21 protein-coding genes are annotated in these 23,883 nt (G+C 58.7%); 10 read left to right on the forward strand and 11 right to left on the reverse strand.

Features of this window, described 5'->3' with window-relative positions:
* Window positions 1-13 precede the first annotated feature (13 nt).
* Window positions 14-1,477: an amino acid permease gene (locus AB1Z34_RS05440; protein ID WP_049190722.1), complete on the forward strand. Its 1,464-nt coding sequence runs from the start codon at window positions 14-16 to the stop codon at window positions 1,475-1,477.
* Window positions 1,478-1,883: 406 nt separating this feature from the next.
* Here the strand turns inward: AB1Z34_RS05440 and AB1Z34_RS05445 are convergent, their stop codons facing one another.
* The 7 genes from AB1Z34_RS05445 to AB1Z34_RS05475 all read right to left on the reverse strand — a co-directional run bounded on the left by AB1Z34_RS05445 (window position 1,884) and on the right by AB1Z34_RS05475 (window position 8,334).
* Window positions 1,884-2,348: a metal-sulfur cluster assembly factor gene (locus AB1Z34_RS05445; RefSeq protein ID WP_016422755.1), complete on the reverse strand. Its 465-nt coding sequence runs from the start codon at window positions 2,346-2,348 to the stop codon at window positions 1,884-1,886.
* A complete protein-coding gene (gene sufU / locus AB1Z34_RS05450) occupies window positions 2,341-2,856 on the reverse strand; it encodes a Fe-S cluster assembly sulfur transfer protein SufU (protein ID WP_016422754.1) in 516 nt (171 codons plus the stop codon). The genes AB1Z34_RS05445 and sufU overlap by 8 nt, the downstream gene beginning before the upstream one ends.
* Window positions 2,857-2,876: 20 nt before the next feature.
* Complete coding sequence (locus AB1Z34_RS05455; protein WP_367158023.1) at window positions 2,877-4,130, reverse strand: cysteine desulfurase; 1,254 nt, start codon at window positions 4,128-4,130, stop codon at window positions 2,877-2,879.
* Window positions 4,123-4,884, reverse strand: a complete 762-nt coding sequence (gene sufC, locus AB1Z34_RS05460) for a Fe-S cluster assembly ATPase SufC (protein WP_016422752.1) — start codon at window positions 4,882-4,884, stop codon at window positions 4,123-4,125. The genes AB1Z34_RS05455 and sufC overlap by 8 nt, the downstream gene beginning before the upstream one ends.
* A 92-nt stretch (window positions 4,885-4,976) precedes the next feature.
* Window positions 4,977-6,167, reverse strand: a complete 1,191-nt coding sequence (gene sufD / locus AB1Z34_RS05465) for a Fe-S cluster assembly protein SufD (protein WP_016422751.1) — start codon at window positions 6,165-6,167, stop codon at window positions 4,977-4,979.
* Between the two features lie 5 nt (window positions 6,168-6,172).
* A complete protein-coding gene (gene sufB / locus AB1Z34_RS05470) occupies window positions 6,173-7,639 on the reverse strand; it encodes a Fe-S cluster assembly protein SufB (RefSeq protein WP_016422750.1) in 1,467 nt (488 codons plus the stop codon).
* Entirely contained in the window at window positions 7,636-8,334 is a 699-nt protein-coding gene (locus AB1Z34_RS05475) for a metalloregulator ArsR/SmtB family transcription factor (RefSeq protein ID WP_048734176.1), read from the reverse strand. Before AB1Z34_RS05475 ends, sufB begins: the two co-directional genes overlap by 4 nt.
* Before the next feature lie 212 nt (window positions 8,335-8,546).
* Between AB1Z34_RS05475 and mptB the strand changes: the two genes are divergently transcribed.
* The 4 genes from mptB (at window position 8,547) to AB1Z34_RS05495 (ending at window position 13,163) form a co-directional block, all read left to right on the forward strand.
* Window positions 8,547-10,259, forward strand: a complete 1,713-nt coding sequence (mptB, locus tag AB1Z34_RS05480) for a polyprenol phosphomannose-dependent alpha 1,6 mannosyltransferase MptB (RefSeq protein WP_224433500.1) — start codon at window positions 8,547-8,549, stop codon at window positions 10,257-10,259.
* Window positions 10,260-10,284: 25 nt separating this feature from the next.
* Window positions 10,285-11,253 (forward strand): ABC transporter ATP-binding protein, encoded by a 969-nt coding sequence (locus tag AB1Z34_RS05485; protein ID WP_284797268.1) that lies wholly within the window; start codon window positions 10,285-10,287, stop codon window positions 11,251-11,253.
* Window positions 11,253-12,056 (forward strand): ABC transporter permease, encoded by an 804-nt coding sequence (locus AB1Z34_RS05490; RefSeq protein WP_187400444.1) that lies wholly within the window; start codon window positions 11,253-11,255, stop codon window positions 12,054-12,056. The genes AB1Z34_RS05485 and AB1Z34_RS05490 overlap by 1 nt, the downstream gene beginning before the upstream one ends.
* Before the next feature lie 93 nt (window positions 12,057-12,149).
* Entirely contained in the window at window positions 12,150-13,163 is a 1,014-nt protein-coding gene (locus AB1Z34_RS05495; RefSeq protein WP_016422745.1) for a COX15/CtaA family protein, read from the forward strand.
* Window positions 13,164-13,554: 391 nt separating this feature from the next.
* Here the strand turns inward: AB1Z34_RS05495 and AB1Z34_RS05500 are convergent, their stop codons facing one another.
* On the reverse strand, window positions 13,555-14,469 hold the full coding sequence (locus tag AB1Z34_RS05500; protein ID WP_172954651.1) for a heme o synthase: 915 nt from the start codon (window positions 14,467-14,469) through the stop codon (window positions 13,555-13,557).
* Between the two features lie 289 nt (window positions 14,470-14,758).
* Here AB1Z34_RS05500 and tkt point away from each other — a divergent pair, with 289 nt between their 5' ends.
* On the forward strand, window positions 14,759-16,858 hold the full coding sequence (gene tkt, locus AB1Z34_RS05505; protein WP_149420726.1) for a transketolase: 2,100 nt from the start codon (window positions 14,759-14,761) through the stop codon (window positions 16,856-16,858).
* 170 nt (window positions 16,859-17,028) lie between these two features.
* A complete protein-coding gene (gene tal / locus AB1Z34_RS05510) occupies window positions 17,029-18,144 on the forward strand; it encodes a transaldolase (RefSeq protein WP_367158024.1) in 1,116 nt (371 codons plus the stop codon).
* A gap of 268 nt (window positions 18,145-18,412) precedes the next feature.
* Here tal and AB1Z34_RS05515 read toward each other — a convergent pair whose 3' ends face one another.
* The 3 genes from AB1Z34_RS05515 to AB1Z34_RS05525 are packed head-to-tail and all read right to left on the reverse strand — an operon-like array spanning window position 18,413 to window position 20,207.
* A complete protein-coding gene (locus AB1Z34_RS05515; RefSeq protein WP_367158025.1) occupies window positions 18,413-19,132 on the reverse strand; it encodes a hypothetical protein in 720 nt (239 codons plus the stop codon).
* On the reverse strand, window positions 19,129-19,848 hold the full coding sequence (locus AB1Z34_RS05520; protein ID WP_048731886.1) for an ABC transporter ATPase: 720 nt from the start codon (window positions 19,846-19,848) through the stop codon (window positions 19,129-19,131). The genes AB1Z34_RS05515 and AB1Z34_RS05520 overlap by 4 nt, the downstream gene beginning before the upstream one ends.
* On the reverse strand, window positions 19,845-20,207 hold the full coding sequence (locus tag AB1Z34_RS05525) for a GntR family transcriptional regulator (RefSeq protein WP_049190738.1): 363 nt from the start codon (window positions 20,205-20,207) through the stop codon (window positions 19,845-19,847). Before AB1Z34_RS05525 ends, AB1Z34_RS05520 begins: the two co-directional genes overlap by 4 nt.
* 224 nt (window positions 20,208-20,431) lie before the next feature.
* Here AB1Z34_RS05525 and zwf point away from each other — a divergent pair, with 224 nt between their 5' ends.
* The 3 genes from zwf to pgl are packed head-to-tail and all read left to right on the forward strand — an operon-like array spanning window position 20,432 to window position 23,777.
* Entirely contained in the window at window positions 20,432-21,946 is a 1,515-nt protein-coding gene (gene zwf, locus AB1Z34_RS05530; protein ID WP_224433710.1) for a glucose-6-phosphate dehydrogenase, read from the forward strand.
* Window positions 21,947-21,996: 50 nt separating this feature from the next.
* Window positions 21,997-23,013 carry a glucose-6-phosphate dehydrogenase assembly protein OpcA gene (locus tag AB1Z34_RS05535; protein ID WP_016422736.1) on the forward strand — a complete coding sequence of 339 codons (1,017 nt, stop codon included), beginning with the start codon at window positions 21,997-21,999 and terminating at the stop codon, window positions 23,011-23,013.
* A complete protein-coding gene (gene pgl / locus AB1Z34_RS05540; protein WP_049172945.1) occupies window positions 23,010-23,777 on the forward strand; it encodes a 6-phosphogluconolactonase in 768 nt (255 codons plus the stop codon). Before AB1Z34_RS05535 ends, pgl begins: the two co-directional genes overlap by 4 nt.
* The last annotated feature ends 106 nt before the right edge of the window (window positions 23,778-23,883 follow it).

Consider the following 23,883-nt stretch of genomic DNA (forward strand, 5'->3'; position numbering starts at 1 on the left):
TTATGATAAATGAATGACTTCGACGCAATCTGAGGAGACTTCCTCACAAAACCATAAGCTTCAGCGCAGGCTGAGAGCTCGCCACCTGAACATGATTGCCATTGGTGGTGCCATTGGTACGGGCCTGTTTGTTGCCTCCGGTGCGACCATTTCGCAGGCCGGTCCAGGCGGTGCGCTTATCGCTTACGCTCTTATCGGCATCATGGTGTGGCTGGTTATGCAGTCTCTCGGCGAGATGGCCGCTTACCTGCCGGTGCCCGGTTCCTTCCAGGAGTACGGTCGCCGATACGTCTCAGAATCCTTCGGCTTTGCCATGGGCTGGAACTACTGGTTTAACTGGGCGATTACTGTGGCCGCAGAGCTCGTCGCTGCTGCGCTGGTGATGCGCTATTGGTTCCCGGATGTGCCTTCAATCATCTGGTCCGCGCTCTTCCTCGCGATTCTATTCGGGCTGAACGCCCTGTCCGCACGTGCATTCGGCGAGGGTGAGTTCTGGTTTGCGACCATCAAGGTCATTACCGTCATCGTCTTCCTCGTTCTTGGTGTCGGCATGATTTTCGGCATCTTGGGCGGCTCCTCCCCCGGCTTCGAAAACTGGACCACGGGCGACGCCCCATTCGTCAATGGCGGAATGGGACTGTTGGCTGTCTTCGTTGTAGCCGGATACTCCTTCCAGGGCACCGAGATGGTTGGCGTAGCAGCAGGTGAGGCTGAAGATCCTGAGCGTACGATTCCCCGCGCGATTCGCACTATCTTCTGGCGTATCCTGCTGTTCTACATCGGTGCCATCGCTGTTATTGGTTTCCTTATTGCGTACACGGACCCGAATCTTCTGAATGCCGCCGAGGACAATATTTCCATTTCACCGTTCACCCTGGTCTTTGAACGCGCAGGTATCGCGATTGCCGCTGGCCTGATGAACGCCGTTATTCTGACTTCGGTCTTGTCCGCGGGTAACTCCGGTATGTATGTGTCCACTCGTATGCTGTTTTCCCTGGCCCGTCAGGGACACGCTCCGCGTTACTTTGGCAAGCTTTCTGGGCATGGCGTTCCGCTGCGCGCTCTGATTGCCACCGCTGTCATCGGTATGGCTGGCTTCATTACCTCATTGGTAGGCGATGGTGTGGCGTACACCTTCTTGCTGACGCTGTCTGCGCTCGCGGGCTTTATCACCTGGTTTGGTATCTCTTTCAGCCACTACCGCTTCCGCAAGTGTCTGAAGGCCCAGAATATCCCGTTGGATTCGCTTCCCTACAAGGCGAACTTTTTCCCCGCCGGTGCTGTGCTGGCACTGATTATGTGCTTCTTTGTGGTGGCCGGACAGGCACTTGATCCGATTCGCACTGGCGAGAATATCTTCGCTATCCTCACTCCGTACCTGGGTATCCCGGTCTTCGTCCTGCTGTGGTTTATCCATAAGAAGGTCACGGGCTCCAAGCTCGTTGACCCGGCCACCGCAGACATGACTCGCGAATAGCTGCGAAGAGCTGTGAATAGATGCGAGTAGCTATGCATCTCGCATCTAACTCTCACAACTTGGATTAGCAGTCGAAGACAATAGCGACCCCGCTTGGCACTTTTCAGTGCCAGGTGGGGTCGTTTTTAACTCCGAGTCGGACAGCTTGAAAAAATTGCGGGGATGCTCGTGTGAATACGGGCTGCAGATGTGAAACTGTGCAAGTTTATGACGCTTTCAGGCCATTTTTTGAGCCATTTTTGACATAAATGCAGTCAGTAACTCGCATCGCCCTACCGATCCCGGCCATAAACGCAGTCAGCAACTCAAAAAAACAAACGAAAAAGTGCCTAGCTGAACGAGCCAGGAGCTCGTCGCCAAGCACTTTTAGCGTAGCGGTTCCCTAATCACCGCTGTCACTGATCATCTAGACCGAGAAACCGAGAGCGCGCATCTGCTCGCGGCCGTCCTCAGTGATCATGTGTGGGCCCCATGCCGGGGACCAGACCCAGTTGAGGCGGAAGTCGCGGATACCCTCGACCTTCATAACCTCGGAGGCAGTCTGGTCGGTGAGCATATCGGTCAGCGGGCAGGCCGGGGACGTGAGTGTCATGAAGATAGCGGCAATGTCGCCTTCTTCAATCCAGATGTCATATACCAGGCCCAGGTCCACGACGTTGACTCCGAGTTCCGGGTCAACAACCTCGTACATTGCCTCTTCAACCTGGATGGCCAGCTTGTTATCGGCTTCGGTCTGCTCCGGTGCCGGCGGGACGGTGATGGACTCGTACGCATCCCCCTCATCAATCGGAGCACCAGTGGTCATGGTGTCCTCGTCGACAGCATCAGGCTGTGCGGGCGAGGTGGCGTCATTAGCGATTGGTTCAGTCATGGCGATGGCCTTCCTCGTCATTGGTAACGGTTACAGTCGCGGTACCAACGCCGTTGCCTTCAGCGGCGTTGGCCAGAGCCTCAGCGGTCGCGGCCTGGAAAGCCTTCCAACCGAGAAGAGCGCACTTCACGCGGGCGGGGTACTTAGAAACTCCAGCGAAGGCAATCCCATCGCCGATAATGTCCTCATCGCCCTCAATCTTGCCTCGGGACGTTACCATCTTCTCGAACTCGGCAAGCTTGGCCATGGCCTCGTCGACAGTCTTGCCGACAATCTCCTCAGCCATAACTGAGGTGGAGGCTTGCGAGATAGAACAGCCCACGGCGTCATAGGAGACGTCATTGACGACGGTGAGGTCGTCGTTCAGAGTGACTCGAAGCGTGAGTTCATCGCCACACGACGGGTTGACGTGATGCACTTCCGTATTGAAAGGCTCCCGCAAACCCGCATGCTGCGGATGCTTGTAGTGATCCAGGATAACTTCCTGGTACATCTGCTCGAGCTTCATGTCCTTCTCCTTTCTTAAAGTTACGGGGTGACACCGAAGAACTTCTGTGCATGGCGCACTGCGTCGGCAAGCGCCTGAACGTCCTCTTCCGTGTTGTAGATGTAGAAGGATGCCCGGGCGGTCGACTGGGCGTTGAGGATTTGGTGAATTGGCCACGCGCAATGGTGACCGACGCGGATGCACACGCCCTGGTCGTCTAAAACCTGGCCAAGATCGTGCGGGTGAATGCCCTCGACCTTGAAGGAGACTGCAGAGCCACGCTGTTCTGGAGTAGTCGGACCGATGATGGTCACGCCATCAATTTCCTGCAGCTTCTCCAGTGCGAGCGCGGTCAGGTGGTGCTCATGAGCAGCTACCTTATCCATACCGATGGCATCCAGGTACTTCACCGCAGCACCCAGGCCGACGACCTGGGAGGTCATCATGGTACCCGCCTCGAAGCGCTGCGGAGGCGCCGCGAAGGTGGTCTTCTCCATTGTGACGACCTCAATCATCGAGCCACCAGTGAGGAACGGCGGCAGTGCCTCGAGCAGTTCCCGGCGACCGTAGAGCGCACCGACCCCGTTGGGGCCAAGCATTTTGTGGCCGGAGAACGCCAGGAAGTCCACATCGAGATCCTTGACGTCGACAGGCATATGCGGCACCGACTGGCAGGCATCGAGGACTACCAGCGCTCCGACCTCGCGAGCACGGCGCACCATTTCCTTCACATCGGTGACTGCACCGGTGACGTTTGACTGATGGGTAAAGGCCACAACTTTGGTCTTCTCGCTGAGCTCCAGCGAGTCCATGTCAATGCGGCCGTCTTCAGTTACGCCATACCAACGCAGTGTCGCACCAGTGCGGCGAGCCAGCTCCTGCCACGGCACCAAGTTCGCGTGATGCTCCAGCTCGGTGACGACAATCTCGTCACCTTCGCCGACCTGGTACTGACCTGCGCGGTCGTCGCCAAGCACGAATGCCACTGTGTTTAACGCTTCGGTGGCGTTTTTGGTGAAGACCAGCTCGTCGTAGTCGGCGCCGATGAAGGACGCAATCGCCTCACGGGCGTCCTCATATGCATCCGTGGCCTCCTCAGCGATCTCGTAAGCGCCGCGGTGCACCGGTGCATTGTGGTGGCTTAGGAACTCCACCTCAGCATCGATGACTTGCTTGGGGCGCTGCGAGGTCGCTCCGGAGTCCAGGTAGACCAGCCGCTTTCCGTCACGGACAGTGCGCGACAGAATCGGAAAGTCCTCGCGGAGTGATGGGCTGAGTAGTTCGGCGTTAGGCATTGATGTACTTCTCGTAGCCGTGCTCTTCCAGCTCGTCTGCAAGCTCCGGGCCACCGGAGGTGATGAAGCGACCATCGTGGAAGACGTGGACGAAGTCCGGCTTCACGTAGTTCAGGATGCGCTGGTAGTGAGTAATGATCAGGATGCCACCGTCGTTTTCGTCCTGGTAGCGGTTAATGCCGTCAGAGACAACGCGCAGAGCGTCGACGTCCAGGCCGGAGTCGGTCTCGTCCAGGATGGCGAACTTCGGCTTCAGCAGGTCGAGCTGCAGAATCTCGTGACGCTTCTTCTCGCCACCGGAGAAGCCCTCGTTGACGGAGCGCTCGGAGAACGACGAATCGATCTCCAGGTCAGCCATTGCCTCACGGACCTCCTTGACCCAGTGGCGCAGCTTCGGTGCCTCGCCACGGACAGCGGTCGCTGCAGAGCGCAGGAAGTTGGACATGGACACGCCGGTGACCTCGACCGGGTACTGCATTGCCAGGAAGAGGCCAGCGCGAGCACGCTCGTCGACGCTCATCTCCAGCACGTTTTCGCCGTCGAGGAGAATCTCGCCCTCGGTGACTTCGTAACGCGGGTGACCTGCGATGGTGTAGCTCAGGGTGGACTTACCAGAGCCGTTCGGCCCCATCACAGCGTGGGTTTCGCCGGAATTAATCGTCAGGTTGACGCCCTTCAAAATCTCCTTGGGCTCGGCGGACTCGTCGGTCGGCAGCACCTGCGCGTGGAGGTTACGGATTTCCAAAGTGCTCATAGTGAAATCTTTTCCTTTAATCGGTGTAAGTGGCCTGTCCCCCGGCACTTCCGGGGTGACAGGACGGAAAGGGTGAGAAAGAAGATAAGCGGTTAGAAGCCAGCGGTGTTGAGCTCTTCGTCAACGAGCTTTTCAAGCTTTTCGCGAACGGACTCGACCGGAATCAGGTTGATGACCTCGCTGAAGAAGCCGCGAACCACCAGACGGCGAGCTGCCAGCTCCGGAATACCACGCGAGAGCAGGTAGAAGAGCTGTTCCTCGTCGAAGCGGCCAACGGTGGCAGCGTGCCCAGCACCGGCAATCTCACCGGTTTCAATTTCCAGGTTCGGAACTGCGTCGGCACGCGCGCCTTCGGTGAGCAGCAGGTTGCGGTTGAGCTCGTAGGTGTCGGTGCCCGTAGCTTCTGCACGAATGAGCACGTCTCCCACCCACGCGGTGCGGGCCTCACGATGAGCGACATTCGGCTCGCCCTGCAGCGCGCCCTTGTACATCACGTTGGAGCGGCAGTTCGGCACAGCGTGGTCGACCAGCATGCGGTTTTCAAAGTACTGACCGGCATCGGCGAAGTACACGCCCAGCAGATCGACGTCGCCGCCGGGTGCCGTGAAAGCAACGCGCGGAACGATACGGACAACCTCGCCGCCAAACGTTGCGACAGTGTGGCGCAGCGTAGCATCCCGGCCGACACGAACGTGGTGCGCAGAGCCATGAACGGCATCTTCGTTCCAGTTCACCATGGTCACGACGCCCAGCTTGGCGCCGTCGCCGATTACGAACTCGATGTTGTCCGCGAACGTGCCACTGCCTCGGTAGTTAATGACGCAGACGGCCTCGGCATGGGACTGCACGTCAATGACAATGTGGCCGTAGGACACCTTGTCCTCGCCCGGACCGTCGATGTCGATGACGACAGGCTCCTTGGACACCGAGTTCTTCGCGAAGGTCACGATGTGCGCATCGTCGAAGTTGGAGTACGCCTGTGCTGCCACGCGGTCCGTTGGGGCGCCGGCGCGACCAAGGCGCTCGTCGTCACGCTTGACGACGTCCACAGCGACGCCATCCTGACCAGCAGTCTCGACCGAAATTGAGGCTGCAACCGGCTCTGCTGCGGTGCCGTTGTGGAGACCGCGGAGCTTACGCAGCGGCGTGAACTTCCACTCTTCATCCTTGCCATGCGGCACGGCGAAGTCCTCCACGTTGAAGGATGAGAAAACGTCGCCCTTGTTCGCCAGCACGCGGCGGCTATGAGCAGCCTGGTTTTCGTTGTTAATCGTCGTAGTCATTGGTATTAACCGACCGAACCTTCCATCTGCAGTTCAATGAGGCGGTTGAGCTCGAGGGCGTATTCCATCGGGAGCTCCTTGGCGATGGGCTCGACAAAGCCGCGCACGACCATGGCCATTGCATCTTCTTCCTCGATGCCGCGGCTCATCAGGTAGAAAAGCTGATCGTCAGAGACCTTGGAAACCGTTGCCTCGTGGCCGAGGGTGACGTCGTCCTCGCGGACATCCACGTATGGGTACGTGTCCGAACGTGAAATCGTGTCCACCAGGAGTGCGTCACACTCGACGTTGGAGTGCGAGTGCTTGGCACCCTTGTTGACCTGCACCAGACCGCGGTAGGCAGCGCGGCCACCGTTGCGGGCCACGGACTTGGACACGATGTTGGAGCTCGTGTGCGGAGCCATGTGCACCATCTTGGCACCGGTGTCCTGGAACTGGCCCTCGCCAGCCATAGCCACGGACAGCACCTCGCCCTTGGCATGCGGACCGGTCATCCACACTGCCGGGTACTTCATGGTGACCTTGGAACCGATGTTGCCGTCAATCCACTCCATGGTTGCGCCCTCTTCGCACTTGGTGCGCTTGGTAACCAGGTTGTAGACGTTGTTCGACCAGTTCTGGATCGTGGTGTAGCGGCAGCGGCCACCCTTCTTCACGATGATCTCCACAACAGCCGAGTGCAGCGAGTCGGACTTGTAAATCGGAGCGGTACAGCCCTCGACGTAGTGCACGTAGGCATCTTCGTCGACAATAATGAGCGTGCGCTCGAACTGTCCCATGTTTTCCGTGTTGATACGGAAGTATGCCTGCAGCGGGATGTCCACGTGGACGCCCTTCGGCACGTAAATGAAGGAGCCGCCGGACCAGACTGCGGTGTTAAGAGCGGAGAACTTGTTGTCACCGGACGGAATGACGGTGCCGAAGTACTCCTTAAACAGCTCCGGGTGCTCCTTGAGAGCGGTGTCGGTGTCCAGGAAGATAACGCCCTGGGCCTCCAGATCCTCGCGAATCTGGTGGTAGACAACCTCAGACTCGTACTGAGCGGCGACACCTGCGACTAGGCGCTGCTTCTCAGCCTCCGGAATGCCGAGCTTGTCGTAAGTGTTCTTAATATCCTCCGGCAGGTCTTCCCAGGTCTGGGCCTGCTTCTCGGTGGAGCGAACGAAGTACTTAATGTTGTCGAAGTCGATGCCCGACAAATCCGCGCCCCAGGTGGGCAGCGGCTTGCGGTCGAAGATTTCCAAAGCCTTCAAGCGACGTTCAAGCATCCACTCCGGCTCGTTCTTCTTAGCCGAAATATCGCGAACGACCGCTTCAGACAGGCCACGCTTCGCGGAAGCGCCAGCGGTATCCGGGTCGTGCCAACCGAACTGGTAGGCACCAATGGACTCGATAATCTCTTCGTCAGTCTGCGGAGTGGCAGCCTTCGTGGATTCAGCCACGTCGGTGGAGTTCTCATGGGCGAGGGTCATTCTCCGCTCCTTTCTTGTGGCGATTCAGTAAGTGTCTTTGTTACGGGAGTGAGTGGGATATTCGTGGTGCAGATACCGTTTCCATCAGCGATAGTCGCCAACGGTTGAGTGTGCTGACCTAATAATTTACTAACGGCTTCATGCTCCGCCGCGCAGAGCTCCGGAAACTCGGAGGCTACGTGGCTAATTGGGCAATGGTGCTGGCAAATTTGCACGCCGCCAGTGTTCTGGTTGATAGTTGCCGCGTACCCGGCCCGTCGGAAAGCATCGACGACGGCCTCTACGACCTCTTCCTTCTCTGCGTCCTGCCCCACTGGGGTGACGCCGAGCAGAATGTCATCAATGCGCTGACGGGCAAACTGGGCAACTGCCTGCTCACCACCGGCCTTGCGCAGTGCGGTCAGAGCTGCACTGGCAAGATCGTCGTAAGCGTGCCCGAATCTAGCGCGGCCCCGATCTGTCAGGCGATAGGACTTTGCTGGCCTGCCTCGGCCCCGGGGGCCGGTGCTGGGTGCCGGAGCGGTTTCGGCAAGACCTTCGTCCACCAGAATGTCAATATGACGGCGGACGCCTGCAGCGGATAGTCCCAGGGTGTCTGCGATAAAAGTCGCGGACGCCGGGTTGTGTTCCAGAAGCAATTGGAGAATGCGCTTGCGCGTATCACCATCATTGACTGTCGGCTTCCGATCTGCCATGACTGGTGAGTCACCTCCTGCGATTGGACTGCTGGATAATAATGGGTGTCTAGGTGGCTCAGCGAGGCAAGTATCCCACTTGCGCCGCTGGTGTATTAGACAACATAATTGTGTCGTAATTGGGTCACAATGTCCAACGCATTTAAATATCAATGCAACGTCGCTGATTAGAACGCCCTTTCGGCGTGTCGAATCGTCTACTATGTGACCTTGTGAAAACTAACCGACCTACCTCGCGCCGCTCGTCCACCTTCGACGACGCTCTCGGGGTGCGTGACGCCATTCCGAAAATTGGTCTGGCCGGTTCTAGGTCGGCAACCCTCCACCAGGGCTCAGAACAGCCGCTCCAACACCGCATCAATTACCGCGAACTCCGACGCTTCACCTGGCTGCGTTGGCTGGGTGCTCTCGGGGCGGTCTTTATTATGGTCGCCGGGATTGGCGCAGGCGCGACACCGGTGGTTGGAAATGAGTTTTGGGGTACACCACTTGGGCTAATCCTCGGTCGAATGTTGGTGGCAACGACAATCGTTACCTTCGTGGGCATTGGCATGTTAGTCACAGCCTGGTTGGGTGTCGGCGCTTTCGTTCTGGCCGGTGCGCGGACTCGCGTCACCGCAGTGACTACTCCGATGCTCATACGCACCTACGCGGCATGGGTATTGCCCTTGATGTTTACCGCTCCCCTGTTTACGCAGGATATCTATTCCTATTTGGCGCAGGCTGCAATTGTGGAGCGGGGTATGGATCCCTACCTCGCAGGGCCTGTTGACCTATTGGGAGCCAACGACCCACTTGCCCGATCGGTGCCATTGATTTGGTCGCACTCTCCGAGCCCATACGGCCCCACAGCCCTCGCAGTGGCATGGGGTATCGCCAAGATAACCAGCGACGGGGTGATCGCTTCCGTCTTTCTGCATCGACTCGTCGCCATTGTTTCGCTTCTCGTGGTGTCCTGGGCGCTGGTGCAGCTTGGCCGCCGCTGCGGCGTTAGCTCACAGTTCACCCTCTGGCTGGGCACGCTCAATCCGCTGGTATTGCTACACCTCGTGGGCGGTATCCACAATGAGGCCCTGCTGCTGGCACTCCTGCTCGTTGGTCTCGAACTGTGTCTGCGCGCTATCCACGGCCCTGCGCAATCGATGGTGCCCGATGAGCTGCCAGAACCCGGACCGATCGGACACGAGAACCAAAGCCGAGGTCGATCGTGGGCAATGTATGCAGGCGGTATTGTGCTCATCAGTCTCGCCGGAATGGTCAAAGTCACTGGTTTCGTGGCGCTCGGCTTCGCCGGCATGTGGCTGGCTCGAAAGTTTGGCAGTACCTGGAAGGCCGTTGCTCTTTCCGCAGTAGTGACGGGCGCAATAACCGTCGTCACGGCAGTCGTTGTCTCCTTAGGAACTGGTCTGGGCTTTGGTTGGATTACCGCGCAGGGTGGCGCCGCAACGGTGCGCAGTTGGATGTCGCTGACTACCCTGCTCGGGATTATCGCTGGTTTCTTCGGCAGGCTTCTGGGTCTCGGCGATATCAGCGACAGTGCTTTGCTGTTTACCCGCGGCATTGGCGTAGTGCTGGTGGCTGCCTGGCTCCTGCGCATGCTGTTAGCGACGTTCCGTGGGCGCATTCACCCGCTCGGCGGCTACGGCCTGGCGATGTTCGCTCTAGTAATCCTCTTCCCCGTCGTGCACCCCTGGTACCTGCTATGGGCCATCGTGCCCCTGTCCGCTTGGGCCAACCGGGTACAATTTCGCATTGCCGTGGTTCTGTACTCGGCAATTTTCAGTTTTGTAGTACTACCACGCGGCCTGGGGTTGCCTCCGGGCACCGTCGCTCAGATTTACCTACTGGCGTTGGTATTCTTCGTCGCAGTCATGTTCGTCATCTTGGCGTACTCGACGCGATCTAAGGTATTTCGCCTTCATTAAAACTGTGAGATTAGACTGACTAACCGTGAATAACGCTGCCAATTCTCCTGCTCTGCGCCTTGAGAACGTAACGAAGAAATTCGATGACGTTGAGGCTGTATCAGACCTTTCGCTTTCCCTGGATCGAGGTAGGGTTCTTGCGCTCCTCGGCCCCAACGGTGCTGGTAAGACCACAACCGTTGAAATGTGTGAGGGCTTCATCAAGCCGGATGAAGGGCGAATTCGCATTCTCGATCTCGACCCGGTCACTCAAACCACAACACTGCGCAGTCGCATTGGCATCATGCTCCAGGGCGGAGGTGCCTACCCCGGTGTTCGCGTTGGCGAAATGCTGAACCTCGTTGCCAGTTACTCCGCAAACCCGCTGGACACTGATTGGCTTCTTGAAGTCGTTGGCCTAGAACGCCATCGTAAGACGAACTACCGCAGGCTCTCTGGCGGTCAGCAGCAGCGACTGTCGCTCGCATGTGCCCTGGTCGGACGCCCGGAGCTTGTGTTCCTCGACGAGCCGACAGCAGGCCTCGATGCTCAGTCCCGTCTAGCCGTCTGGGATCTCATCTCGTCGCTGCGCCGTGATGGGGTCACCGTGGTCCTGACAACGCACCTCATGGACGAGGCCGAATCGCTTGCCGACGACGTTGCGATTATCGACCGGGGCCATTTAGTTGTGGCCGGTACCACCGAGGAGATCACTAGCGCAGGCGCATCGGCTCTCCAGGGAACGTCGTCAAGCATTGCTATGAAGATCAGCGTTCGAGGCAGCCTTGACTTCGAAGAGGTCAACCGCAGCTTTAGCGAGTCCGGTCTTTCACAGCGTCTGCAGCGTTCTGGCGGTGGAGAGTTTTCCCTGATTGGTGAGGCTTCACCGCGCGCCTTGACTGTCTTGGCGCAGAGTTGCGAGCAGCAAGAGGTGCTGATCACCTCGATGAATAGGGCGACGCAATCGCTTGAAGATGTCTTCTTGCAGATCACTGGAACGGAGATGAGGAGCTAATGACTACCGCACGGAGGTCTGATGCCTCCCGCTTTGCAAAGGGCACTTTCGCCCCGGCGCCACAGCGTTCGGACATGGCGAAGTTGGTCATGTCGCAGGCGTGGTTGGAAACGAAGCTCTTCTGGCGACATGGTGAGCAAATGCTCCTCACCATCATTATCCCGTTGGCGATGCTCATCGGCCTGGTGATGGTGCCGGTGTTGGAGCTCGATGATCCGCTCGAGCGTATCTTCCCCATGGTGCTGGCGATTTCCGTCATGTCTGCAGGGTTTACCGGACAGGCAATTGCCGTGGGCTTTGACCGCCGTTACGGAGCCCTGAAGCGCATCGGCGCCTCAGGCGTGCCACCCTGGGGCATTATCGCAGGCAAGATTGTGTCGGTCTGCACCACCGTCACGTTGCAGTACATACTGTTTAGTCTCGTGGGGCTCGCCCTTGGCGCAGAGCTGTCGATTGGCGGCTGGCTGCTGGCTTATGTGGGGATGCTTCTGGGAACGTTCGTCTTTACCTCATTGGGCTTGCTCATGGGCGGTACGTTGGGAGCCGAGCTAATCCTAGGTCTGGCCAACCTGATCTGGTTCATCCTCATTGGTGCTACTACGTATGTGGCCGTTGCGCCATCGTTAGATGACATCAGCTCTGTACTGCTACACCTATTGCCGTCCGTCGCGCTTACCGACGTGATCTCCGCGGCATTGGCCATGTCCGTCCATTGGCCAGCTGTCGGGGTGCTGATTGTGTGGGGTGTCCTTGGCGCTGCACTGGCGGCTCGCTGGTTCCGTTTTGATATGCCGAATGACTAGGAATCTATCGGGGAGTCTGCATAGAAAAGCGCAGCCCAACGCAGGGGTTTCGCTTATTACCATTTTCCGCCAGCATGGGTAGAATTTCTTAATGTGAATACTGCAGATCGAAGTTTGCCCCTATCGTTTTTGCCGCTGACACCAATCGGGCGCCAGAAGCTCTATGCCCTGCTGGTTTTGATTGCACAGGCGGCAATTGCGGTAACCGGTTCTATCGTCCGTGTTACTGGTTCAGGTCTTGGTTGTGCTTCGTGGCCTGAATGTCACCCAGGCAGCTTCGTTCCTGTCGCGGGGGAAGCAGAAATGCTCCATCAGATTATTGAGTTTGGCAACCGGCTGCTCACCTTTGTGCTGGTTGCTCTGACACTTCTGCTCTTCCTTTCGGTTATGCGTGTCGGTCGCCGTCAGGAAATCAAGTTGCTGGCCTTCCTCAATGGTCTCGGCGTTATCGTCCAGGCTGTTATCGGCGGTATCTCCGTTTGGGTTGACCTGAAGTGGTACGCCGTAGCGTTGCACTTCCTGCCTTCGATGATTCTGGTCTGGCTCGCTGGCATGCTTTTCGTCAAGATTTCTGAGCCTGACGACGGCACTGCTACCCGCATGTACCCGCGCTATCTGCGCTATCTGGCTGCCGCCTCCGGCCTGGCCCTGACGATGACGCTGATTACCGGAACTATGGTCACCGGTGCCGGACCACACGCTGGAGATGCTTCGGTGCTCCCGGAGGATCGCCTCCAGCTACCGATTGTTGACCTGGCACATATCCACGCTGGTTTTATGTACCTCTACCTTGGCCTGGTTATCGGCCTCATTTTCGGTCTGCTGGCCTCGGAAGCCTTTGCACCTGTGCGTAAGGTTGCGATCGCACTCGTTGTGTTCATTTTGGCTCAGGGCGTAGTTGGAATGATTCAGTACTGGTCCGGTGTACCGGAGGCATTGGTGCCGGTTCACGTTGCCGGATCTGGTATCTGCACCGCTTTGACTGCAGTACTTTTCCAGCACGGTTACCGCACTGTCGGTGGGAGCGCAGAAGTCACTGGCTCGCTTGAAGGCGATGCGGCTGCCGCCACTGTTGCTTCGGAGAAGAACGTCGAGGTTACCGCGTAGCTAGCTGCCGGTCAGCGGCTGTATTAACCACTGTGGTTACCGGCTGTTGATTCCTGCTCGAACCGCCTAAACACGCGCCTTGGTTGTGCGTGTTTAGGCGGTTCTGCTGTCTGCTCGGCTCCGTGCGCTCGGATGTGCGTTTCCCTGTGGCTAGCGGGCTGCGCCGGCTGCACGGGCGGTGGGGGCTGCACGGGCGGTGCAAGGGGGCGGTCTGCCCACTTATCGATCTGAGTTACTGACTATGTTTATGACAGAAATGGCGCGAAAAATTGCCTGAAAGTGTCATAAACTCGCACAGTTTCACATTTGCAGCCCGTGCCCATCTCCACACACAAAAAGAGGCCCTTCCCGCAACCGGAAAGGGCCTCTTCAAAGGAGCTCAGCAGCTGCCCTAGAACATGCTCGAAATTGTCTGCAATCCGAGTACGGCATCGAGAGAAAGCGCCACACAGACGATAGACAAGTAGTTGTTCGACATGAAGAACAGCTTCATCGGCTTGATTTTGCCACCGGTCTTAACGTGGCGGTGCAGGTCAATGGCGCCCCACAGGAACCAGGCACCAGCGCCAACGGCGCCAATCAGATAGATCCAACCCGCGTACGGAACCAACAGCAGAGTGGTAATCACGGTCGCGGCGGTGTAGTAAATAATGCGCTTGGAAACGACGATTGCCGGCTTGACCACTGGCATCATCGGCACGCCAGCGGCCTTGTAGTCCTCCTTGTAGCGCAGGCCCAATGCCCAGGTGTGCGGCGGAGTCCAGAAGAAGATAAGCAGGAACAGGATGAATGCCTGCCACCAGTGAGCCAGCCCCGTAATCTCCGGGTTGTTGTCAGTGATCACGGCCCAGCCGACCATCACCGGCATACACCCCGCAGCGCCACCCCAAATTACGTTCTGATCAGTACGGCGCTTCAGCCACAACGTGTAGACGAAGATGTAGAAGGCAATCGTAATCAGAATGAAAACGGCGGCCAGCAGCGAGTTACACAGCAACCACAGCCATAGGAACGACGCAATCATCAAGACAGTGCCGAAAATCGCTGCCGCTCGACGGCTAACCTGGTTGCGCGCGAGCGGGCGACGGCGAGTACGGCGCATCTTCTGGTCAATGTCGTAATCCATGACCATGTTGAAGGTGTGCGCAGCCGCTGCACCCAGCCAACCACCGAACAAGGTGAGAAGAATCAGTCCAACGTGAACATGACCGCGATCAGCCTGAAGCATTGCGGGAATGGCCGCGACGAGCAGGAGCTCGATAATTCTTGGCTTAGTCAGTGCAATATACGCCTTGACTGTTTCCAACAAAGCAATGTCCCTTTCACGCGCCATAAACAAACCCCCCGTTTACAGATAGTCGGATGTAACGGTCGGAAAGTTCCCGACGAGTTTTTCCGCAAAATTAAATGAGGGGCAGGCAATCAGTTTACCGGTAATCATAACGGTTCCAATAATGACCGTCGTAAAGCATGTGCGGCGCGCCCTCTGAGACTTATCTCTCAGCTATTCGGCCTGGTTTGAACCCGGAGCGCGCAATCCTAGCTAGTATGGAGGAGAATTTTACTAATCCATTTGGATACTAGGAGTCATTCACGTGACACTGTCGACTGAGCATGAAGCACGGGTTGTGCGCAACTACCCCTCGGACTGGTCTGACTTGGATACGAAGGCCGTTGATACGGCCCGTGTGCTGGCCGCAGACGCCGTTGAAAAGGCAGGTTCGGGGCACCCCGGCACTGCGATGAGCCTCGCACCGCTGGCTTACTCTCTTTACCAGCGCGTTATGCGCCATGACCCGAAGGATACGAAGTGGATCGGCCGTGACCGTTTCATTCTCTCCTGTGGTCACACCTCTCTGACGCAGTACGTCCAGCTCTACCTCGGTGGTTTCGGCCTGGAGCTCGATGACCTGAAGGCGCTGCGTACGTGGGACGCTCTCACCCCGGGTCACCCGGAGTACGGCCACACTGACGGCGTGGAAATCACCACTGGCCCGCTGGGTCAGGGGCTGGCGTCGGCCGTCGGTTTTGCCATGGCTTCGCGACGGGAACGTGGACTGTTCGACCCGGAAGCTGCTCCGGGTGAGTCTCCGTTTGATCACTACGTGTACGTCATCGCTTCTGATGGTGACATTCAGGAGGGTGTCACTGCCGAGGCCGGCTCGCTGGCCGGCACTCAGCAGCTGGGCAACCTGATTGTCTTCTGGGATGACAACGGCATCTCCATCGAGGACGACACCACTATTGCTTTCACCGAGAATGTCGCGGACCGCTACCGTGCTTATGGCTGGCAGGTCATTGAGGTTGACGGCGGCGAGGACGTCGCAGCACTCGAGGCTGCTGTCGAGGAGGCCAAGAAGGATACGGAGCGTCCGACCTTCATTCGCGTTCGCACTGTGATCGCTTACCCGGCTCCGACGAAGATGAACACCGGCGCATCGCACGGTGCTGCTCTTGGTGGCGAGGAGATTGTCGGCATCAAGGAAGCTCTCGGCTTCGATACCGACAAGAGCTTTGACGTCGCTGACGAGGTCATTGAGCACACCCGCAAGCTGGTTGAGCGTGGTGCTGAGGCTCACGCACAGTGGCAGGTCAAGTTCGACGAGTGGGCTGCGGCTAACCCGGAGCGCAAGGCTCTGCTGGACCGTCTGACCGCTGGCGAGCTGCCGGAGGGCTTTGACGCTGAGTTGCCGACTTGGGAGCCGGACGAGAAGGGTGTTGCCACCCGTAAGGCTTCTGAGGCTGCGCTGCAGGCACTGGGCAAGACCCTGCCGGAACTGTGGGGTGGCTCGGCTGACCTGGCTGGCTCCAACAACACCGTCCTGAAGGGCGAGCCGTCCTTCGGTCCGAAGTCCATCACCACCGGTACCTGGACCACCGACCCGTACGGCCGCAACCTGCACTTCGGTATCCGTGAGCACGCCATGGGCTCGATCCTCAACGGCATTCTGCTCCACGGTGGTACCCGTCCGTACGGCGGCACCTTCCTTATCTTCTCGGACTACATGCGTCCGGCTGTCCGCCTGGCATCGCTGATGGGCATCTCCCCTATTTATGTCTGGACCCACGACTCCATTGGTCTGGGCGAAGACGGTCCGACGCACCAGCCGGTTGAGCAGCTGGCTTCGCTGCGCGCTATCCCGGGTGTGTCCACTGTCCGCCCGGCTGACGCGAACGAGACCGCTCAGGCTTGGGCCGCTGTTCTTCAGGGCGAGGCAGGCCCGAAGGCTCTGGCTCTGACCCGCCAGAACGTTCCGGTCCTGGAAGGCACCAAGGAGAAGGCCGCTGAGGGCGTCCGTCGTGGTGCGTACGTGCTTGTCGACGGCGCCAAGGAGACCCCGGACGTCATCCTGATGGCTACCGGTTCGGAAGTTCACCTCGCTGTCGAAGCTGCTGACAAGCTGGCTGAGGAAGGCGTCAGCGCCCGCGTTGTCTCCGTTCCGTGTCTTGACTGGTTCGAGCAGCAGGACGATGCCTACCGCGAGCAGGTTCTGCCGAAGTCCGTCCGCGCTCGTGTCTCGGTTGAGGCCGGTATTGCAATGCCGTGGTACCGCCACCTGGGTGATGCTGGTCGCGCTGTCTCCCTGGAGCACTTCGGTGCATCGGCTCCGTACAAGGAGCTGTTCGAGAAGTTCGGCATCACAGCAGAGGCTGTTGTCGATGCCGCCAAGGAGTCCATCGAGGCTGCTAAGTAAGTTTGTTAAAACCTGGCGCTATCGGCCGTTGTCGGGACGGGATTTGTGAAAACCGTACCGCGCTCCGGTAGCGCCAGTATTGTTTGTGACGCACAGTAGTTTAAGGACATACAACTTTTAGCGAAGTCTTTAGGCAACGAAGCGGTATTGACAGAAAGGCGTTAAACACTATGGGAAACACCACGATGGAAGCGCTCGCCAAGGTAGGGACTTCGGCGTGGCTCGACGATCTTTCGCGCCAGCGCCTCACCTCGGGCGATTTGAAAAATCTTATTGAAGAGCTTCGGGTTGTCGGTGTCACTACTAACCCGGCAATCTTCTCTTCGGCGATGACCGCCGGTGAGGATTACGACTCTCAGCTGGCGCAGCTCACTGCAGAGGGTGCGAACCCGGCAGATGCTGTGTTCGCGATGGCAATCGACGACGTCCGCGATGCCTGTGACCTTTTCGCTGGTGTATCCGAAGAAACCGACGGTGTCTATGGCCGTGTGTCCATCGAGGTCGATCCTCGCTACGCCGACAACTACGAGGCCACGATTGCGCAGGCCCGTAAGCTCTGGGAGCGCGTCGGCAAGCAGAACGCGATGATTAAGATTCCGGCGACCGATGCTTCCCTGCCGGCTGTCACCCAGGCTCTGTCCGAGGGAATCTCGGTAAACGTCACCCTGATTTTCTCGGTGGAGCGCTACCTGCAGGTCATTGATGCGTTCATCGAGGGCATTGAGCGTGCGAAGGACAACGGCGTAGACCTGGCTTCGGTTCACTCTGTTGCGTCGCTGTTTGTTTCCCGCGTTGACACCGAAATCGATGCTCGCCTGGACAAGATCGGCTCCGAGGAGGCCCTGGCTCTGCGCGGCAAGGCTGGTCTGGCCAATGCCCGTGCAGCTTACGCCAAGTTCGAGGAGACTTTCTCGGCGCAGAATATTCGCTGGGCACAGCTGGAAAACGCCGGTGCTAAGCCGCAGCGCCTGCTGTGGGCTTCGACCGGTGTGAAGAACCCGGCTTACCCGGACACTCTCTACGTCACTGAGCTGGCTGCACCGCAGACTGTGAATACCATGCCGGAGAAGACGCTGCGTGCTGCCGCGGGCTTCGAGGGCGAGGTTCGCGACGCCGTCAGCGGCCAGGGTGACGCAGCCAACGCCGTTATGATTCAGCTCAGCGAGATTGGCATCGACCTCGATGACGTCTTCGCTGTCCTGGAGCGCGAGGGCGTGGAGAAGTTCGTGGACTCCTGGCAGTCCTTGCTCGAGTCGATTGCACAGCGCATGGAGCAGCTGAAGTAAGCCTGCTGATTATCTAGGTGCCTGTTGGTAGTGGCTGCGTTTCTGGCTGGCGCCAGCAGGTCGCCTGGCGATCCGAGTTACTGACTGCGTTTATGTCAAAAACGGCCCGAAAAATAGCCTGAAGGTGTCATAAACTTGCACAGTTTCACATCTGCAGCCCGTAACTTTTGGGGTTGTCAGTTTCGGTTCGCCTGTTGTGTTACTTAACCCGCATGTTCAACGTTGGACATGAAAAAGCTCCCCGCGCAGGGGAGCTTTTTTAATGGAGCTAGGACGCGGCGAAGGCGGGGCGCACAGTGGGCAGCGGGCGTTTCTCTTCCTTTAATGCCCAGGCCGTCACGAACGCAGAGATTACGGTGATGATTGAGGCAAAGATCGGCACAGCCGGCCAGGGGGCGCCCGGTACGGAGTCGGTCACGTCCAGCAGATAGCTAAAGAGGAAGAGCGTGACCAGGGCCAGGCCAATGGTGATCGATCCTGCACGAGTGCCCTTCGCGCCGGCGACGGTGCCGACTGCGGTGCTCGCCACGGTAGCCATGAGGAAGCTCAAGAAGACGCACAGCGCGGTGAGCAGAACTGTGGTGTAGTTCTGCCCGGAATCCTCAATCATGTACAGCTCCCCGTTAGTGTCCGGAAACAGGGCCGGTCCGGAGGTGACAATGAAGCTATCGAATCCGCGGTAGTAACCGGACTTGTTCTGTTCGATGACCATCGCCGTGACGATGAAGGCGGTAGCCACCAACGATGTGCCCAAGATTGCGATGATTGCGGAGCGTACCCAGCGGGAGGTGCTCACGCCGTAGTCGCGCAGGGTGACCGAACGCCGGGCTGTGATGAGGAAGAGGATGCCCAGCGCGATAATGCCAAGCAAGGTGTTACCGGTTCCGCTGCCTACGAGCATGCGCCCGAAGGCCGAGTACAGGATGGCCACGGCGGCAACACCGAGGAAGGTTTTCTTGTTGGTCGCGATGAAAGCTCCGGTGCTCATTTCTTGCTCCGTTCGATGTAGGAGGAGGTGCTTGCGAGGTCGATGAGGGCCGCGGGGTCGAGGTAGCTCACCTCAACGCCGAGGGCGCGGGCATGCGCAGCGGCAGACGAACTGAGCTCTGTAGCCAGGATTGCCTCGCAGCGCTCGCCGAGGGTTTTCTTAGCGAGCACTGGGCCGGCCACCTGCGCCACGAGATCCGTAGGGCCGCGCAGCACCGGATGGCTAGCGCGCAGCTTATCGACGTCATAGGGCCCGTACGCATCCTGCTTGTGGATGACAATCAAGGTGTCCACTAGGCCGGCTAGATCCTGGGAGTGCTGCGAGGTGACCACAATGTCGGCCGATTCGGCCGAGTCGATAAGCATGCCGCGCAATGTGGCGCGGTGCTCGACATCGAGGCCGTTGAAGGGCTCGTCGAAAAGCAATGCTTCCTTGCCCGATGCCAGGGTGGCAGCGGCGATGAGCAGCTGGCGCTGGCCCAGGCTGAGCTTTTTGATAGGGGTGTCAGCGGGGAAATCGAGGAGGGACTCCGCGTGGGGCACATCGAGCTGATCCCAGCCGGTGCGCAGGATCTGGAAATATTCGCGCGGGGTGGCACCGAAGACCTGGGTGTCGGGTGCAGCCTTCGCCAGGGCCGCCGTAGGCATCTGCGCGAGGGTACGCAGGTAGTAAGTCTTGCCGGCGCCGTTGGGGCCAATCACGCCGTAGATGCTCATTTCTCCTCCTCCAGCATGGCGATGATGTCGTGGAGCGTGAGGCCGAGAATGCCGGCCTCCGCTTTTAATGGCTCGATGTAGGTGCGCTGGAACGCTTCACGACGCTCAGCGCGAATGCGGTTACGGGCGTCTGGAGTGACAAACATGCCGAGTCCTCTTTTCTTCTCCACAAGCCCCACCATCGACAGTTCCGTCATGGCCTTGGCGGCCGTGGTTGGGTTGACCTGATAGAACTCCGAGAGCTCCTTGGTTGAAGGGGCACGATCCTCAGCCGAGAGCTCCCCGGACAAAATCATTGATTTCAGATCCTCGGCGATCTGGACGTAGATGGGCCGAGGGTCCGCCTCCTTCGCCTGCATATCCACCTCCGTGGTTTATGGGTATACCACCTAGGTCATAAACCTATGGCAGAAGAAAGGGGCCCGTCAAGGCCCCATCGGAGGAATCGGAAACGATTCCACCGGACTTTTCTCGATATGACATTATGTAAACCGTGAGTGATTCTCTGCAACGCAACGATTCGAACTCCCCTACTGCCAGCTCTCCGCACAACGGAGACGACAGCACCAACCACGACGGATACATCAACCCGCTGCGCGACCCGCAGGATAAACGCCTGCCGCGTATTGCCGGCCCGGGTGGCATGGTGATTTTCGGAGTGACGGGCGATCTGGCCCGAAAGAAGCTTCTGCCTGCCATCTATGATCTGGCCAACCGCGGTCTACTGCCTGCCTCCTTCGCGTTGGTTGGCTACGGTCGTCGCGAATGGTCGAAACAGGACTTTGAGGATTATGTGCGCACCGCAGTGGAACAGGGCGCCCGCACAGACTTCCGTGAGAGTGTCTGGCAGCGCCTGGCTGAGGGCATTCACTTTGTCACCGGTACCTTTACCGATGACGAGGCCTTCGATCGCCTGGCCGCACAACTTGAGGAGCTCGATCGCTCCCGCGGCACCGCTGGCAACTGGGCCTACTACCTGTCCATTCCGCCAGCTAACTTCCCCGACGTCTGTCATCAGCTCGATCGTTCGGGGCTGGCGCAATCGGGCGAGGATTATTGGCGTCGCGTGATTATTGAGAAGCCATTCGGACACGACCTAGCCTCCGCTCAGGAACTCAACCGGATTGTGAACTCGGTCTTCCCAGAAGACGCTGTGTTCCGCATCGACCACTACCTGGGCAAGGAAACCGTCCAGAACATTCTGGCCATGCGTTTTGCCAACCAGTTGTTCGATCCGATGTGGAATTCTCACTACATTGACCACGTCCAAATCACCATGGCCGAGGACATTGGTTTGGGCGGTCGCGCTGGTTACTACGACGGTATTGGTGCAGCTCGTGACGTGATTCAGAACCACCTACTCCAGCTCCTGGCGCTGGTGGCAATGGAAGAGCCCATCGCCTTTACCCCGGAAGAGCTGCAAGCGGAAAAGATCAAGGTTCTGCGTGCCGTCGAGCCAGTGCGTCCGTTTTCGAAATACACCGCTCGTGGCCAGTACACGGCGGATTGGCAGGGCAGCAACTTCGTGCCGGGGCTGCGCGATGAGGAAGGCTTCGACCCCGAATCCACGACCGAGACCTACGCCGCCTGTACGCTGCAGATCAACTCCCGTCGTTGGGCCGGTGTCCCCTTCTACCTGCGCACCGGCAAGCGCCTCGGCCGCCGCGTCACTGAAATTGCGCTGGTCTTTAAGTCCGCACCTCACCTGCCCTTCGCAGAGACAATGACTGCCGCACTCGGCCAGAACGCAATGGTCATCCGTGTTCAGCCAGACGAGGGCGTGCTCATGCGCTTCGGCTCGAAGGTCCCGGGCTCGGCCATGGAGGTGCGCGATGTCAACATGGACTTCTCCTACTCCGAGGTGTTTACCGAGCAGTCGCCAGAGGCCTACGAGCGCCTAATTCTGGATGCGCTTCTCGACGAGGCCAGCCTCTTCCCCACCAACGAGGAAGTCGAGCTGTCCTGGAAGATTCTTGATCCCATCATCGAGTACTGGGCCAAGCGCGGTCGTCCCGAGGGCTACCCCGCAGGTTCGTGGGGGCCTTCCTCCGCCGACCACATGCTCGAGCGCGACGGTCGCGCTTGGCGACGGCCATAGGTTGCCGACCTCTCAGTTCTTAAGAATTTTCTGACAGAAAGAACACTTTCATGATTGTCAATTTGCCAGACACTGACACCGCGAGCATTGCTCGTCAGTTGGTGCAGCTTCGAGAGCAGGGCGGCATCGTCACCACGGGCCGTGTCCTCACCCTGATTGTTTTGGCCAAAAGCGAAGACGACCTGGAAAACATTATTTCCACGGTCAACTCCGTTTCCCGCGAGCACCCATCCCGTGTGCTGGTATTGGTCTCCGATGATCCACGCCTGGACAATCGCCTTGACGCGGAGCTCCGCGTCGGTGGTGATGCCGGTGCCGCTGAGATCGTCGTTATGCACATGTCCGGAGAGATTGGTCAGCACCACAGCTCTGTGGTGACTCCTCTGTTGCTACCGGATACGCCGGTCGTGGCGTGGTGGCCGTCTGAGGCGCCGCAGGTCCCAGCGGCGACACCAATCGGCCGAATTGCCCAGCGCCGTATCACCGATTCACTCTGTGACCCGAATAGCAACGCTATCTACACGCGCCGTACGGGCTACACGCCCGGCGATTCCGACCTGAGCTGGTCGCGGCTGACGAACTGGCGCGGTGTGTTGGCATCCGCTTTCGACTTGCCGCCGCACTCGCCGGTGACCTCCGTGTCCATCTACGGCCCACAGGACTCGCCATCGGTCGAGGTCGCCGCCGGATGGTTGGCAGATCGCCTGGGGCTGCCGGTCAACCGTTACTCCACCGGTGAGAAGAAGATTCCGGTGGACGAAAAGGGCCGCGCCAAGCCACCGGTGACCTCCGTCGCCTTTGAGCGTGAAAATGGCCAGACTTTGCGCATCGATATTGAAAGCGCCACCACTGCATCGGTCACCAACGGAGAAAAGCCCCCGTTCAAGGTTGCAGTATCGCGTCCAACACGCTCCGAATGTTTGGCAGAGGAGCTGCGTCACCTCGACCACGATACTGCCTACGGACGTGCCCTGCGTGGCCTCAGCCAGATTCACACGGTGGGAATGCAACCTCCGACGTCCACAACAACTAGCTTCGCTAACGAACCAGGAGTCTCTGACAAGTGACCACCGATAACGCGTCGAATACCGTCCCTGCCCCTCAGTTCCACCGCGCCGCTGACCAGGCGGGTATCGTCGAAGCTGCACGTCAGCGCTTCATCGATGCGGTTGTCGCCGTCCTACATGGCAACGCCTCTCCGGTCACCGATGACGGTTTCGTACGCGTCGTTCTCACCGGTGGCGGCGCGGGTACCGCTTTGCTCAGTGCGCTTGCCGACGATTCCGGAGACATCGACTGGAACCGAGTCCTGGTGTTCTTCGGAGATGAACGTTTTGTCGCTGCCGACTCGGCAGATCGCAATGCGTTGGCTGCTCGTAAGCGTCTCTTGTCCCCTGTCGGCGTGCCGGAGGAAAACATCTTCGAGTTTGCCGCTGCCGACAGCGGCGTGACCACCACGGAGGCCGCCGAAAGCTACGAAGCTATCGTTCGGGAGATGGCTCCAAATGGCTTTGACCTTCACCTTCTTGGTATGGGCGGAGAGGGACACATCAACTCGATTTTCCCACATACCGCAGCGCTAGCTGAGCAGGAACGCTTGGTCGTGGACGTGCATAACTGCCCGAAGCCACCGCCGACCCGCATCACGTTGACGATGCCGGCCATCGCCAGCTCTCAGCGTGTGTGGCTACTTGTAGCGGGCGGCGAAAAGGCTGAGGCAATTGCAGCTATCGCTCAGCAGGACGACCCAGCGCAGTGGCCAGCGGCCGGGGTTCGCGGTGTTCAGGAAACCGTTGTCTTTGTTGACGATGCTGCGGCTGCGCAGCTCTAGGCTTCCGCTTCGGGTTAAGTAGCAAAAAGTGTGTCTGACTTTCAGCATTACTGCTGATTAGGCTGGGTAAATCGGGCGGATATAAGCATCAAGACCTTATATCCGC

Origin of the sequence: Corynebacterium sp. 045007, assembly GCF_040743205.1 — a bacterium.
Classification (GTDB): Bacteria; Actinomycetota; Actinomycetes; order Mycobacteriales; family Mycobacteriaceae; genus Corynebacterium; species Corynebacterium jeikeium_D.

Bases quoted from the DNA above. Each gene is read 5' to 3' on its own strand.
- AB1Z34_RS05440 (WP_049190722.1), top strand. From the start codon at position 14: ATGACTTCGACGCAATCTGAGGAGACTTCCTCACAAAACCATAAGCTT.
- AB1Z34_RS05445 (WP_016422755.1), bottom strand. From the start codon at position 2,348: ATGACTGAACCAATCGCTAATGACGCCACCTCGCCCGCACAGCCTGAT.
- sufU (WP_016422754.1), bottom strand. From the start codon at position 2,856: ATGAAGCTCGAGCAGATGTACCAGGAAGTTATCCTGGATCACTACAAG.
- AB1Z34_RS05455 (WP_367158023.1), bottom strand. From the start codon at position 4,130: ATGCCTAACGCCGAACTACTCAGCCCATCACTCCGCGAGGACTTTCCG.
- sufC (WP_016422752.1), bottom strand. From the start codon at position 4,884: ATGAGCACTTTGGAAATCCGTAACCTCCACGCGCAGGTGCTGCCGACC.
- sufD (WP_016422751.1), bottom strand. From the start codon at position 6,167: ATGACTACGACGATTAACAACGAAAACCAGGCTGCTCATAGCCGCCGC.
- sufB (WP_016422750.1), bottom strand. From the start codon at position 7,639: ATGACCCTCGCCCATGAGAACTCCACCGACGTGGCTGAATCCACGAAG.
- AB1Z34_RS05475 (WP_048734176.1), bottom strand. From the start codon at position 8,334: ATGGCAGATCGGAAGCCGACAGTCAATGATGGTGATACGCGCAAGCGC.
- AB1Z34_RS05490 (WP_187400444.1), top strand. From the start codon at position 11,253: ATGACTACCGCACGGAGGTCTGATGCCTCCCGCTTTGCAAAGGGCACT.
- tal (WP_367158024.1), top strand. From the start codon at position 17,029: ATGGGAAACACCACGATGGAAGCGCTCGCCAAGGTAGGGACTTCGGCG.
- AB1Z34_RS05515 (WP_367158025.1), bottom strand. From the start codon at position 19,132: ATGAGCACCGGAGCTTTCATCGCGACCAACAAGAAAACCTTCCTCGGT.
- AB1Z34_RS05520 (WP_048731886.1), bottom strand. From the start codon at position 19,848: ATGAGCATCTACGGCGTGATTGGCCCCAACGGCGCCGGCAAGACTTAC.
- AB1Z34_RS05525 (WP_049190738.1), bottom strand. From the start codon at position 20,207: ATGCAGGCGAAGGAGGCGGACCCTCGGCCCATCTACGTCCAGATCGCC.
- AB1Z34_RS05535 (WP_016422736.1), top strand. From the start codon at position 21,997: ATGATTGTCAATTTGCCAGACACTGACACCGCGAGCATTGCTCGTCAG.